At 62.3% G+C, this 13,871-nt stretch carries 10 protein-coding genes; all 10 read left to right on the forward strand.

What is annotated here, in order from left to right; all coding sequences use genetic code 11:
* Positions 1-34: 34 nt before the first annotated feature.
* The 10 genes from ABGM91_RS11930 to ABGM91_RS11975 all read left to right on the forward strand — a co-directional run bounded on the left by ABGM91_RS11930 (position 35) and on the right by ABGM91_RS11975 (position 13,844).
* Complete coding sequence (locus ABGM91_RS11930; RefSeq protein ID WP_354832613.1) at positions 35-2,560, forward strand: transglycosylase domain-containing protein; 2,526 nt, start codon at positions 35-37, stop codon at positions 2,558-2,560.
* Positions 2,561-2,575: 15 nt separating this feature from the next.
* Positions 2,576-4,000 carry a hypothetical protein gene (locus ABGM91_RS11935; protein ID WP_354832615.1) on the forward strand — a complete coding sequence of 475 codons (1,425 nt, stop codon included), beginning with the start codon at positions 2,576-2,578 and terminating at the stop codon, positions 3,998-4,000.
* Positions 4,001-4,029: 29 nt separating this feature from the next.
* Entirely contained in the window at positions 4,030-5,418 is a 1,389-nt protein-coding gene (locus ABGM91_RS11940; protein ID WP_215428511.1) for a TonB-dependent receptor, read from the forward strand.
* A gap of 122 nt (positions 5,419-5,540) precedes the next feature.
* Entirely contained in the window at positions 5,541-6,812 is a 1,272-nt protein-coding gene (locus tag ABGM91_RS11945; protein ID WP_215428510.1) for an adenylosuccinate synthase, read from the forward strand.
* A 400-nt stretch (positions 6,813-7,212) separates the two neighbouring features.
* A complete protein-coding gene (locus tag ABGM91_RS11950; protein ID WP_354832618.1) occupies positions 7,213-8,682 on the forward strand; it encodes a carbohydrate porin in 1,470 nt (489 codons plus the stop codon).
* Positions 8,683-8,766: 84 nt separating this feature from the next.
* On the forward strand, positions 8,767-9,987 hold the full coding sequence (locus ABGM91_RS11955; protein ID WP_251841442.1) for a hydrogenase small subunit: 1,221 nt from the start codon (positions 8,767-8,769) through the stop codon (positions 9,985-9,987).
* Between the two features lie 29 nt (positions 9,988-10,016).
* On the forward strand, positions 10,017-11,774 hold the full coding sequence (locus tag ABGM91_RS11960; protein ID WP_354832620.1) for a nickel-dependent hydrogenase large subunit: 1,758 nt from the start codon (positions 10,017-10,019) through the stop codon (positions 11,772-11,774).
* A complete protein-coding gene (locus ABGM91_RS11965; protein WP_354832622.1) occupies positions 11,771-12,943 on the forward strand; it encodes a cytochrome b/b6 domain-containing protein in 1,173 nt (390 codons plus the stop codon). Before ABGM91_RS11960 ends, ABGM91_RS11965 begins: the two co-directional genes overlap by 4 nt.
* Before the next feature lie 21 nt (positions 12,944-12,964).
* The gene (locus ABGM91_RS11970; RefSeq protein WP_354832624.1) at positions 12,965-13,510 is read left to right on the forward strand and encodes a HyaD/HybD family hydrogenase maturation endopeptidase; all 546 of its coding nucleotides are present in this window, start codon (positions 12,965-12,967) and stop codon (positions 13,508-13,510) included.
* Positions 13,503-13,844 (forward strand): hydrogenase maturation nickel metallochaperone HypA, encoded by a 342-nt coding sequence (locus tag ABGM91_RS11975; RefSeq protein WP_290565259.1) that lies wholly within the window; start codon positions 13,503-13,505, stop codon positions 13,842-13,844. Before ABGM91_RS11970 ends, ABGM91_RS11975 begins: the two co-directional genes overlap by 8 nt.
* Positions 13,845-13,871 lie beyond the last annotated feature (27 nt).

A 13,871-nucleotide genomic window follows, 5' to 3' on the forward strand; every position in this document is an offset into this window, starting at 1 on the left:
TTCCTCTCCCGGGGACCCACCCTGTTTCATCTTCATGGCTGAATTAAGTTCACAAGCTCCGCGCAGGCACATGCAGGCCAACAAAAGGCGCCAACCCAAGGCGAAGCCCCGGAAACGATTCTGGAGCTTTGTCAAGAAGCTGATCCTGTGGTGCCTGGTCATGGCGGTCATCGGCGGCGGCGTAGGCTACTTCGGCTTCATGATGGCCTGGAAGCGCTATGACAACTGGGCGGCGGAGTTTGACCTGGAACGCATCAACGACCTGGAAAAACCCAGCATTATTTATGACCGGAACGGGGAGGAAATAGGCCGTATTTACGTGGAGAACCGCAGTTACGTCACGCTGGAAAAGATTTCTCCGGCCATGATTAACGCGCTGATCGCCCAGGAGGATTCCCGCTTCCGGGAACATCCGGGCTACGATTTCCTGGGGATTCTGCGCGCGGCGAAGGAATATCTCCATAACAGCGGGGACGCCAACCAGGGCGCCTCCTCCATTACCCAGCAGCTGGCCAGAAACGCGTATGACCTGAAGAACCGGGCCAAGGCTAGGAATGAAGGCAGCTTTGGCCGCAAGTTTGTGGAAATAGCCCTGGCGCGCCGCATTACGGAACGGTACAGCAAGGACCAGGTGCTGGAGTTTTACCTGAACCGCGTCTACTTCGGCAGCGGGTTCTACGGCATCCGCGCCGCCTCCCTGGGCTACTTCGGCAAGGAGCCTGCGGACCTGACCACGCGGGAGGCGGCCTCCATCGCCGCCCTGATCAAGAACCCGAACGGCCTTTCCCCCCTCAACAATCCGGAAAGCAACCTGAAATGGCGCAACCACGTGCTCAACCGCATGGCCAAGGAAAAGTACATCACGGCGGATGAAGCGGAACGCCTTTCCGCCATGGACCTGGGGCTGGATTCCAAACCGCTGAAACGCGGCGTTTCCCACATTTACGACCGCATTTCCGCGGAAATCACCGCCTACCTGGGGGAAGAGCGCGTGAATGCCGCCGGGCTCAAGATTTACACCACCATTGACAGGAAGCTTCAGGAGGCCACGGGAAAAGCCCTGGAACAGGCCCTGGAAAATATTGAACAGCGCCCCGGCTACCGCCACCAGAAGGCCGCGGATTACCACAGCGCTTCCGGGGACAAGCCGCGCTACCTGGAAGGAGCCGTCCTGGTGGTGGACAACCAGTCCGGCGCCGTTCTGGCGTACCATGGCGGGCGCGACTATACCAAGAGGCAGTATGACGCCATCAAGGACGGCGCCCGCCCCACCGGCACCGCTGTGCTTCCCTTCCTTTACGCCACGGCCTTTGACACGGGCAAAAGCCCCGTCACCCACATTCTGGATGACGCCATTGACAACCGCCTGACGGGCATCGGCGGGTCGGAAGGCATCCTGGGGGAGTGGGGCGCGGAAAGCTCCAAAAACCGTTATGAGGGCATGATTACGGCCCACCGCGGCCTGTCCGCCTCCAAGATTGCCGCCTCCCTGCGCATGGGCATGGACATGGGCACGGCGCCGTTCGTGAAAAAGCTGACGGACTTCGGCATCCGCAAGCCCGTGCGGGAAGCGGGGAGCACGGAAGTGAACCCCGTTTACCGCCCCAAGATTTTCGTGGGCACGGAACCCGCCTCCCTGAAGGAGATGACGCTGGCCTACACCGCCATCCCGAACGGCGGCTCCCGGCCGCAGGACATTTATTACTTGGACAGGATTGAGGACGAGAACGGCCAGTTGATCTGGGAGTCCACCCAGGCCATTGAAACCCGGAACAATTCCCAGGTGCGGAAGGGGGCCGCCTCCACCGCCACGGCCTTCCAGCTCCACAACATCCTGCATTCCTCCCTGAAAAGCGGCTCCGCCCAGCGCGTGGCCCCGCACCTGCCCAAGGATTTCAAGGGCGGCGTGAAGACGGGCACCACGTATGATTTTGCGGACAACTGGCTGTTCGGCTATGACAGCCGCGTCACCTGCGGCATCTGGGTGGGCTTCCTGGAAGGGAAAAAGCCCATTTACAACGGGGCCTTTTCTTCAGACACCTGCGCCCCCGTGCTGGGTACGGCCATGACCACGGCAGAGCAATTGTTCCCCGCCGGGGAACTGGCCCCGCCCTCCAGCGTGGAGCGGGTGGAAATCTGCCTGACCACCGGGAAGAGGGCCACCCACAGCTGTTACGACATTGACCCGGTGGACAAGAAGTACCGCCGCCACACCATGTTTGAATACCTCCGCAAGGGGGATTCCAGCCTTCCCTTCTGCGACCTGCACGGGGAGGATGTTTCCGCCCCCGCCTCCCCCTTCACGGCGCAGACGCGTATTCTCCCCCTGCCGCCCATCCTGCCCACCAAGGCCATCCTCCAGGGGGACGACCCCTACCACACGGAGGTGAACCAGGCGCCGGCCAACCGCAACTTTGAACTGCTGAGCGCGGGAGAGAACGTGCCGGAGGCGCAGGCCCTTTCCGCGGACCCCGTTTCCCAGGACCACGCGGACACGAACATCACGCTCCCGGCGCCCAAGCCCATCAACATTCCCGTTCCGGAATTCATCCACCTGTAACTTCTTTTTTCACCCATGCCCTCCCCATCCCAGGATACGGTAGCCTGCACCTGCCCGTCATGCGGCAACCTCTTTGCCGTGGAAACGTCTTCTCTGGGACGCCAGGTCACCTGCCCCATCTGTTCCGCCCCGGTCACGGCCCGGAAGGAAAAGGAGGCCGCAGCCCCGGCACAGGAGGAAAAGCCCGCACAGGCACCGCAAGAACGGGCGGCCGCCCTCCCGGCACAGACCCCGGAACCTGAACCCTCCCTTCCGCAGAACTCCGCGCAGCCGGAGGAAAAGAGCCCCTCTTCCGCATCCGCCCTGGCCCCTCAAAAAAAGGCGGACAGGCGCAGCATCCCCGCTTCCGGAACCCCGGTTCCCGTTCCTGCGGAACACACCACAAAAATCCGCAAACGCAAGGAACAGGGGAACGCCGCCCCCGCCATCACCACCGCCCGCAGCGCCTCCCTGGCGCAGGCGGAACCGGAATACAAGCCCACCGCCATGGAGGCCGCGCGCACGGAGCGCCGCCCCACCTGGCACATCTGGCTGCTTGCCGCAGGCCTGGTGCTGGCTTCCCTGGGCGTGTTCATGTTCCTGCGCGGCAGGGACATGGAAGCGGAAAGCTCCAAGATTCTGAACATTTCCGACCGGTTTGTGGACCATGAAGCGGATTTCTCCCCGGAGGTGAACAAGGAACTGCTGAGAGAACTCCAGCAGAGGGAACAGCAGTACCGCCTGGCCTCCCGCTCCCGCAGCGGGGATGACCGGGAGGCGGAAACCGTGTCCGCCCACATCACGGCGGCCATGAATCAACTGGCCCTGTACTGCATGGCCAAATCAGATGAAGAGAGGCTCAACTACGTGATGGACCCCGCCGCCACGCGTCCCAAAATGAAGCACTGGGCCGCTTACGGACGGTATAAGGACTACCTGCCGCAGGAAGCGGGCAAGAGCTCCAAGAACGGAGACCTGCTCCAAATCTCCGTGCTGATGGATGACAACACCATGCGCCCCGCCGTCTTCCTGTATGACCGGGATTCCGCCAAATGGAAGCTGGACTGGGAGGCGTGGGAAGGTTATTCCCCCATGCTCCCGGCGGAGCTGGAAGCCAAGAGGCCCTCCACGCCCGTTCCCGTCAGGATAGCCCTCAGCATGTCCGGCCTTTACCAGGCGCCCTTCCTGGAGGAGTCCTCCCCGGAAAGCTACCGCAACACGGCCTACATCAGCTTCAACCTTGAATTCCCCAACGGCGAACGCCTGAACGCGTACGTGGACAGGTATTCCCCCCTGGCCCTGGAACTGACCAAGCTCCTTTACAACGGCCCCGTGCGCGCCTGCGTGCTCATCCATTATCCGGCGGACCTGCCCGGCGGCCAGTCCGTCATCATTGACAAACTGCTGTATTCCGGGTGGATGAGCGACGCCACCCGCAACCTTCTTCCCGCCACCAACTGACCAATCCAGACCCGGTTCCCCCGTTTTCCATGAGTTCCAAAGCATTAGCGCAAACACAGGACAAAGCCCTCCAACTCAATCTGGCCACCACCATTTACGGCACCTTTGCGGAAATCGGCGCCGGACAGGAAACGGCCAACTGGTTTTTCCGGGCGTCCGGAGCCGCCGGCACGGTGGCCAAGACCATCTCCGCCTATGACATGACTGTCAGCGACACGCTGTACGGCCCCGTCAAGCGCTACGTCTCTGAAGAGCGCCTGAAAGGCATGCTGGATTATGAGTTCACCCAGCTCGTCAACCGCCTGGGACCGCAGCGCGGGAAGGACACGCGCTTCTTCGCCTTCTGCAATACGGTGAAGGTGAAGGGCTACCGGGACAACGGACCGTGGCACGGGTGGATAGGCGTGCGCTTCCAGCTGAAGCCGGGGGCGGAACCTTCCGACCTGATTATCCACGTGCGTCTGAATGACCCGGACCACGACAGCCAGATGAAGGACCTGGGCATCCTGGGCGTCAACATTCTGCACGCCGTCTTTTTCAAAAGGGACCGGCTGGAGGAATTCATTGAATCCCTGATAGACAATCTGGACCCCCGCCTGGTGGAAATAGACGTGGTCCGTTTTGAGGGCCACGGCTTCTCCATGGTGGACAACCGCCTCTTTGCCCTCCAGCTGGTTCAGTCCGGCCTGACCCCCGCCACCCTGTTCCTGGCAAACGGCCAGGTGGCCCAGGCGGCGGACGTACTGTACAAACGCCCCATCGTGCTGATGAGGGGCAGCTTCAACCCCGTCTCCAACCTGCATCTGGAAGTAATGGCGCAGGTAAAGAAAACCTTCCTCACCCACATTAACGAGACGCAGGCGGACCGTTGCCTGGAGATCTGTGAAATTTCCATGAACAACCTGCTCCGCGGGGACGACGTGGACCACCTGGAGTTCCTGGACCGCGCGGACAGCCTGAAGGCCCTGGGGAAAAACGTGCTGATCACCAAGATGGCCCGGTTTGACAACCTGTCGGAACTCCTCGCGCGCTACACGAACGAGCCCATCGCCATCGCCCTCTCCATCGGCCTGCTGAATGAACTGTTCAAGGAAAAATGGACGGAAGACATCCCCGGCGGCATCCTGGAATCCTTCGGACGCACCTTCCAGAACAAGACGCGCCTGTACGTCTCCCCCTGGCTGAACCGCAAATCCGGGGAATTCGTCACGGCCCGCACCTTCCGCGCCCCGGAGCAGTACGTGCACCTGTACCAGCACTTCCTGGCCAACGGCCTGGTGGTGGACGTCCCCTTCTTTAACGAATTCCTGCTGCGCCACACGCCGCGGGACATCCAGCGCATGATCGCCGCGGATGAAGACGTCTGGAAAACGCTGGTCCCGCAGGAGGCGCACCGCTCCGCCCTGCACTTCCGCTGATGCCCCGGCTTCCGCGCCGTGCGGAAAGGTTGCCTGTAATATCAGGAAAACTTAACAACTTGGTAAGATTGTCTTGCCATAAGGCGGGAATATCATTAAGGTCTCCGAGTTCCATTTTTATCATGAATACCATTATTATCGGCTCCCAATGGGGCGACGAAGGCAAAGGCAAAATGATCGACTTCCTGACGGAATCGGCCGACGTGGTTGCACGCGGCCAGGGCGGCAACAACGCCGGCCATACCGTAATCGCCAACGGGAAGAAGTATATCCTGCACCTGGTCCCGTCCGGCATCCTGTGGCCCGGCAAGCTTTGCGTCATCGGTAATGGTGTAGTGCTGGACCCCATCGGCCTGGTGGAGGAAATCAATGAACTCCGCGGCCAGGGCGTTTCCATCACCAAGGACAATCTTCTCATCTCCGACCGCGCCCACGTGGTCCTTCCCTTCCACAAGGAAATGGACGCCGCCCAGGAATCCTCCCTCGGCAAAAAGGCCATCGGCACCACCAAGCGCGGCATCGGCCCCACGTACGCGGACAAGGCCCGCCGCATCGGCGTGCGCATGGCGGACATGAGGGACCCCCAAATTTTTGACGAAGTGCTGCGCCGCCGCATCAAGATGGCGAACGCGGAAATGGAGCGCATGGGCCTTCCCGCCATGGATGAAGAAAAGATGGTGAAGGAAGTAACCGCCGCCGCGGACGAGCTGCGCCCCCACATCACCAACACCATTCCGGTCATGCATGAAGCCGTGACCTCCGGAAAGAGCATCCTCTTTGAAGGCGCGCAGGGCGCGTACCTGGACGTGGACTTCGGCACCTACCCGTTCGTCACCTCCTCCAACACCTCTTCCGCCGGCGCCTGCACCGGCACGGGCGTGCCGCCGCACAAGATTGACCGCATCATCGGCGTGTGCAAGGCTTACACCACCCGCGTGGGTTCCGGCCCCTTCGTCACGGAGGATGAAGAAATCTCCAACCACCTGCACAGCATGGGCCGCGAGTTCGGCGCCACTACGGGCCGCCCCCGCCGCTGCGGCTGGGCTGACGGCGTGTTGCTCCGCTTCTCCGCCATGTTCAACGGCTTTGACGAAATGGCCATGACCAACCTGGACGGCTATGACAAGTGCCCGGAAATCAAGATCTGCACGGGCTATGACCTGGACGGTGAAATCCAGGCCTACCCGCCCGCCACGGTGGATGAATGGGAACGCTGCAAGCCCGTGTATGAAACCATGCCCGGCTGGATGCAGGACATCTCCGCCTGCCGTTCCTGGGAAGAGATTCCGGAAAACGCCAAGAAGTTCGTCAAGCGCATGAGCGAGCTCATCGGCTGCCCCATCACCACAGTGGGCGTGGGCCCCGACCGCGAACAGACGATCGCCGTGAAATAATCACAGGGGTTCCAAAACCCTCCTTTACCTTCAGGGCCGTTCCGGACAACCGGAACGGCCCTTTTATATTCGGGAACCCGCCTGTGGACGCTTCCTCTCTTCCCATATTCCATCCACGGGGCCCGTTCCTTACGTCAGTCCGCTGCCCCCGTACGCCATTCTCTAAAAAAGAATCCCTTCTCCGCCTGCCGGATTTTATATGCACAAAAGCCGGGAAAAAACCTTTCCTCCCAAGCCCGGAACCTGGCGGCGGATTCAGTACTCCGCACGCATCTACGGAGGAAATCTGTTTTCCCTTTTTCCGGAAAGACGGTAAAAAACAGGTATTCGTGTCAGCTTTTCAATTGAGTTATGACACTTCCGGGCGCCGCCTTGTCTGATTGTCTATATGAAACATGTCATGCTCCCCACCTTGTGCGCCGCTGCCGTCGTCACCTCCTGCGATCCCGTCCTGGCCCAGCAGGTCCCTCCAGTCACGACCACTCCTCCCTATCTGAACACGGAACGCGGCCTGCGCGTGAAAACGCTGGAAGGCCGGGAAATAAGCCCAAGCCTGTTGAAGGGCATGCGCCCGGAAGAACAAATCACCAAGAGGACGCCCGGCGTTCCCACCAAGCCCAGCGTACTGCTCCAGCATGAGGCCAGGCCCTCCACACCCGGCATTGAATGGTTTGCGGCCAAGCCGCTCAAGATGATGCCGTACCTGGACAGTTCCTACGTCTTCGGCAATACCTGCGCGGAACCGAACGCCTGGATCCGTGAAGACATGATTTCCACTGGGGCGCAAAAGATCAAGACCGCCCTGTCCAGATACGGCATCACCTATTCCGCCCAGTTCGGCTTCAACTACACGGGCCTGACGGGCGGCGGCCTGGAGGGGAAGACGGATTTCCCCTCCTACAACGGCTCCCTGCTGACCAACATCACCATTTTCCGCAACAATTCCACGGGAAGCGGCCTGTACCTGGCCTCCGAGTTCGACTTCGGCAACGGCTTTGACTTCAATGAAGGGAACAAGGGCCCCGCCACCACGCTGGGCTCCCTCCAGAACCCCACCAGCTCCTTCCAGGGGCCGGACCCCCACCTCAGCAACCTGAGCCTGGCGTGGGTGGGCGCGGGCGGCAAGCTCCTGCTGATGGCGGGCCAGCTGGACACCACCAACTACATGGACCACAACGCCTACGCCAACTCCCACAACAATAACCTGACCAACAGCGTTTTCGGCAACAATCCCATGCTCCCCCTGACGGATAATTCCCTGGGGTTCCATTTCGCGTGGCAGCCCACCACCTCCTTTTATGTGATGGGGGCCACCGCCGCCAACAACATGACCCAGAACCACAATCCGTTCAGGAACCTGAACTCGGACAACTGGACGAACGTGCTTGAATTCGGCTACGTGGCGGAGGACTTCTGCGGCATGGGTTCCGGCGTGTACCGCCTCCAGCCCTTCTTCACCACCAGCGGCGGGGACAACGGCGGCGGCGTAGCCGTGAACTTCCAGCAGCAGCTGGGCCGCGCCAGCCACCTGGGCTGGTTCTTCCGCGGCGGCTGGGCCAGTGATGACGCCGCCACGCTGACCGGCGTGCGCGTGGCAGCCACCACCGGGCTGGTTCTTCTCTCCCCCTTCCGGGGCAAGGGAGCTTCCAATGACGGGTACCTGGGCCTGGGCTTCCTCTGGCAGCAGGGCGCCAAAAAGAACGGCCCGTACGTGAACAAGAATGAATACGGCATTGAACTGACGTACGTGGCGCAGGTGACGCCCACCATGACGCTCCAGCCTGACATTCAGCTCGTCAAGAATCCCGTGAACGGACGCAGGGGCCAGACGGCCGTGGTGTTCCAGGTCCAGAACGTCTGGTCCTGGTAACGGGCGCCCGGAGAAATTGGAAAATATTGATCGCATTTCCTTAAAATCGTGTCTAAATGGAAACGATTTACCTGGACCACGCACATGAAGCGCACTCAGCAACCTTCCATGCAGGAGGCGGAGCAGGCCTCCCTGAACCATGAGATATTAACCACCTGGCGCCCGGGGGAGACCCTGGGGGAACACATGGAGCGGCGCGGCGTCAGTCGGCGTGAGTTCAACAAGTGGTGCCTGAAGATGATTGCCCTGATGGGCGTCGCCACCGTGACCGGTGGCGTTTCCAACGCCCAGGAGATTGCGGACAAGATGGCCGCCCTGAAACGCCCGGTGGTCATCTGGCTCCAGCTCCAGGAGTGCACCGGGTGCCTGGAAAGCACCATCCGCAGTTATAATGAGGAGATCGGGGACATGGTGCTTTCCGCCGTCTCCATGCCTTACGTGGAGCTTCTGATGGCTCCCTCCGGGGACGCGGCCAACGCCGCCCTGGAAGAGGCGATCAAGGAACCCCATATCCTGGTCATCAACGGTTCCGTTCCGCTCAATGACGGCGGGGTGTACTGCACCGTGGCCGGGGATACGGTGGAGCACATGCTGCGCCACTGCGCGGAAAACGCCTCCTACATCCTGGCGGTGGGCTCCTGCGCGTACTTCGGCTCCATCCAGGCCGCCCGCCCCAACCCCACCGGGGCCGTGGGCATCCGGGACATCCTGACGGACCGCACGGTCATCAACGTGCCGGGCTGCCCGCCCATCGGGGACGTGATTACCGCCGTCATCATGTACATCCTCACCTTTGACCGCGCTCCGGAGTGCGACCTGGAAACGCGCCCGCTGATGGCGTACGGCACCCGCATCCATAACAACTGCCCGCGCCGCGCCCACTTTGACGCCGGCCAGTTCGTCAACGTGTTTGACGACGAGAACGCGCGGGAATGCTTCTGCCTGTACAAGGTGGGCTGCAAGGGGCCGGATACGTTCTCCCCCTGCCCCATCGTGAAATGGAACGGGGGCGTCAGCTTCCCCATCCAGTCCGGCCACCCCTGCATCGGCTGTACGGAGCTGTACTTCTTTGACCGCATGACTCCCTTTTACAAGACGCTGCCGAACGTGAACGGCTTCGGCGTGGAGGCGTCCGCCAACGTGATCGGCGCGGTGGGCGTAGCGGGCGCGGGCGCGGCCATCGCCGCCCATGCCGTGGGCTCCGCCATCCATTACAAGCGGCAGCACATGAAGGAGGAGGCGAACGTATCCCTCCCCGCCTTCGGTGACGCGCCCGGCTCCCCGGACAAGGAAACGGAAGAATAAACAGAAGCCCTTACCACCACCAGATTACCATGAGCAATTACACATCAGCGGACGTTCCGGAATCCAGCCGCGTGGTCATTGACCCCGTGACGCGCATTGAAGGCCACCTGCGCGTGGAGATGGAGGCCGGAGACGGCGTGATCAAGAACGCCTGGACTTCCACCACGCAGTACCGCGGCATTGAGGTGATCGCCTGCAAGCGGGACCCGCGGGACGTATGGGCCTTTGTGGAACGCATCTGCGGCGTCTGCACGGGCACGCACGCCATTGCGGCCCTGGCCGCCGTGGAGGACGCCCTGCAATACCCCGTTCCCGTCCAGGCGCGCCTCATGCGGGACCTGGTCAGCGGCGCCCTGGGCATCCAGGACCACGTCATCCACTTTTACCAGCTCCAGGCCATGGACTGGGTGGACGTGATGTCCGCCCTGAAGGCGGACCCCAAGGAGACCGCCGCCATCGCCAAGTCCCTTTCAGACTGGCCCCTGTCCTCCGCCTCGTATTTTGCGGGCGTGCAGCAGAAGCTGAAGGATTCCATCGCCCACGGGCAGTACTCCATTTTCACGAACGGCTACTGGGGCCACCCGGCCTACAAGCTGCCGCCGGAGGTGAACCTGCTGGGCGTGGCGCATTACCTCCAGGCCCTGGTCTGGCAGCGGGACATGATCAAGATCCACACCATCCTGGGCGGCAAGAATCCGCACCCGAACTTCCTGGTGGGCGGCATGGCCTGCGCCATTAACATGAACAATGACCAGGCCATCAACCAGTTTGCCCTGAGCTACCTGAAACAGCTCGTGCAGACCTGCCATGACTTCATCCACAAGGTATATTACCCGGACATCGTGGCCATTGCCGGATTTTACAAGGATTACGCCCACATAGGCGCGTCCAACCCCAACTTTTTCTGCACCGGGGACCCGTCCGAGATCAACACCGGAGCTCCCGCTGGCAAGGGAACGATCAAACCCGGCGTGCTGCTGAACGGGGACTATAAAAACGTGCTCCCGTTTGACCAGGACAAGATCAAGGAATTCGTCACCAGCGCCTGGTACAAGTACACGGAAGGCCGGGACGCGGGCCTGGCCCCGTATGACGGGGAGACGAACGCGGACTACAACGGCCCGCGCCCGCCCTACAAGTGGCTTTCCGACCACCCGCAGTACACCTGGGTGAAGGCCCCGCGCTATGACGGCCACGCCATGGCCGTGGGCCCGAACGCCCGCATGATGATCGGTTACGCCCAGGGGGTGCCCGCCATCGTGGAACGGGTGGACGCCGCCTGCGACAAGCTGGGCATTCCCCGTGACAACGCCTTCCTGAACTCCACGCTGGGCCGCGTGTACGGCCGCTCCCTGGACGCCCTGATCAACGTGGACATGATGGTAAACCAGCTCCAGGAGATGACGGACCGCATCAAGAACGGGGAGACCGCCACCTTCAACCCGGAAAAATGGGAGCCGGAAACCTGGCCCTCCTCCTGCAAGGGCGTGGGCTGGGTGGAGGCGCCCCGCGGCAGCCTGAGCCACTGGGTGCGGATTGAAAACGGCCAGACGGTGAATTACCAGGCCGTGGTTCCCAGCACCTGGAACAGCTCCGGCCGCGACGCGGAGGGGCAGATGGGGCCGTACGAGTATTCCCTGGCCCATACCGGAAAACACCCGCTGGTGGACCCCACCCGCCCGGTGGAACCCCTGCGCACCGTTCACAGCTATGATCCGTGCCAATCCTGCGCCGTCCATTTGTTTGACGAGGAAGGGGAGGCCATTCTGACCAGACAGGACCCGTGAAAACGATTCTCATAGACAATGACCTCACCCTGGCGGTGGAGGACGCCATTCCGGCCACTCCGGCCAACACGCCGCAGGAGGTGCTGGCCCTGGCCGTGTGCGCCTCTCCGGACGGCAGCGCGGACCCCGGGGATCTGGCCCTGCTCCACGCCGCCAAGGAGCGGAACGTGGCGCTCCCGTACGCGCAGCAGAAGGATTCCTGGCAGGCCCCCACCCGGGAAAGGCCGTACAGCACGGTCATGCTGAAAGCCGCGGACAGGGAGGACGCCGCCCCCTTCATGGTGGCGCGCGGCAGCCTGAGGGCCCTGGAAAAGCTGTGTGAAGCGGGCCACCAGGAAAGGGAGAACATCAGGAAGGCCTTTGAGGAGTATTCCTCCTCCGGCTTTGAACCCGTGGCCATCGCCGTGCACCGCCCCGGCGCCCCGTGGCAACTGCTGGGCGTGGTGCCCATGCACGCCATGCGGGACGTCCGCAGCCTGTCCAAGGCCAAGGCGAACTTCCGCTACTTCCACGTATGGGACTGGCCGCTGCGCGTGCTGCACTGGACCTGGGTGTTCTGCATCATCGGCCTGGCGGCCACCGGCATCTGCATTGCGGAAGGGTGGTTCCTGAAGATGGGGGACCTGCACGGGGCCTTCCAGTTCGGCACGCTCCGCTTCGTGCACTACGCGCTGGGGTGGACCCTGGTGGTGGTGATGATGCTCCGCTTTTCCTGCTTCTTCATGGCGTCCAACAAGTACCAGAGCTTCCGCGCCCTTTTCCCCGTTTCCAGACAGCAGTGGAAGGACCTGTTCGCCACGGCGTGGGATTATGTGTGCGCCCGGAGCGCCCTGGCCCCCCGGTACATCGGCCACAATCCCCTCCAGCAGTGGACGTACACGGGCGTTTACGTCCTGTTCACCACCATGGTGGTGACCGGGCTGGCCCTGTATGCCCTGTATGAGCCGCGCCACTGGTTTTACCACCTGTTCATGCCCCTGAATGACCTGATAGGCATTCCGTACGTGCGCCTGGTGCACCTGATCGGCATGTGGTGCTTCATCATCTTCGCCATGATCCACGTGTACCTCTCCATCCTCTCCGGGAACGTGGACCGGGACGGCACCATCTCCTCCATGTTCAGCGGAGGGCGCTGGCTGCGCAAGGGCGTCAAATTCCGGGATGAATAACTACCTTTCCCCATACTTTTCATGGAATCCGAGGAATATACGGAAGAACTCCGGGGCTGCCCCGTGAAGGGGAACGCCTATCCCGTGCTCGTGCTGGGCGTGGGCAACCCGCTCATGGGGGATGACGGCATAGGCGTGGAGCTGGCGCACCGCCTCCAGGAGCGGGATTACGGCCCGATGGTCCATGTGGAGGAAGGCGGAACGCTGGGCATGACCCTGCTGCCCCTGCTGGAGGACGCGGATACGGTCATCCTGCTGGACGCCGTGAAGACGGGCGCCACGCCGGGGAGCGTGGTCACCCGCAGCAGGGATGAAATCCCGCGCCATTTTTCCCACGTCATTTCTCCCCACCAGATAGGAATGAAGGAGGTTCTGGGCGCGGCCCAGCTGTGCGGCACCCTGCCGCGCGCCATCACGCTGGTGGGGGTGGAGGCGAGGCACACGGACTTCTGCCAGCCCATGTCCGCAGAGGTGCGGGGAGCCGTGCCGCAGGCGCTGGAACTGGTGGAAACCCTCATTTCCCGTGCGCTGGCGGAACAGGAGGCGCGGAAAGACGCCCATGCATGAGGTAGGCATCATGGAAGGGGCGCTGGACATGGCCCGGCAGCTCATGGAAAAGAACGGGGGAACCCGGCTGATGCGCGTGCACATGACCGTAGGCAGCCTGAGCGGCGTGGTTCCGGAGGCCCTCCAATCCGCCTTCCTGGCCCTGAGAGACGCTTATGCGGCGCGGGACGCCTCCCTGGACGTCACCTGGGTGGAGGCCCTGTGCCATTGCGACGCGTGCCGCGCGGATTTTTTCTTCACGGAGCACGGCTACATCTGCCCCGGCTGCGGGGACCCCGCCCTGGCCATCCTGCGCGGGCGGGAGCTGGAGCTGACCCGCGTGGAGTGGGAGTAGTCCGCCATGCGGAAAACTGCGTTTCCC

The organism is Akkermansia muciniphila, assembly GCF_040616545.1.
Classification (GTDB): Bacteria; Verrucomicrobiota; Verrucomicrobiia; order Verrucomicrobiales; family Akkermansiaceae; genus Akkermansia; species Akkermansia muciniphila_E.

Coding starts and splice junctions, on each gene's coding strand:
- ABGM91_RS11960 (WP_354832620.1), top strand. CDS start 10,017: ATGAGCAATTACACATCAGCGGACGTTCCGGAATCCAGCCGCGTGGTC.
- ABGM91_RS11955 (WP_251841442.1), top strand. CDS start 8,767: ATGAAGCGCACTCAGCAACCTTCCATGCAGGAGGCGGAGCAGGCCTCC.
- ABGM91_RS11935 (WP_354832615.1), top strand. CDS start 2,576: ATGCCCTCCCCATCCCAGGATACGGTAGCCTGCACCTGCCCGTCATGC.
- ABGM91_RS11950 (WP_354832618.1), top strand. CDS start 7,213: ATGCTCCCCACCTTGTGCGCCGCTGCCGTCGTCACCTCCTGCGATCCC.
- ABGM91_RS11930 (WP_354832613.1), top strand. CDS start 35: ATGGCTGAATTAAGTTCACAAGCTCCGCGCAGGCACATGCAGGCCAAC.
- ABGM91_RS11945 (WP_215428510.1), top strand. CDS start 5,541: ATGAATACCATTATTATCGGCTCCCAATGGGGCGACGAAGGCAAAGGC.
- ABGM91_RS11970 (WP_354832624.1), top strand. CDS start 12,965: ATGGAATCCGAGGAATATACGGAAGAACTCCGGGGCTGCCCCGTGAAG.
- ABGM91_RS11940 (WP_215428511.1), top strand. CDS start 4,030: ATGAGTTCCAAAGCATTAGCGCAAACACAGGACAAAGCCCTCCAACTC.
- ABGM91_RS11975 (WP_290565259.1), top strand. CDS start 13,503: ATGCATGAGGTAGGCATCATGGAAGGGGCGCTGGACATGGCCCGGCAG.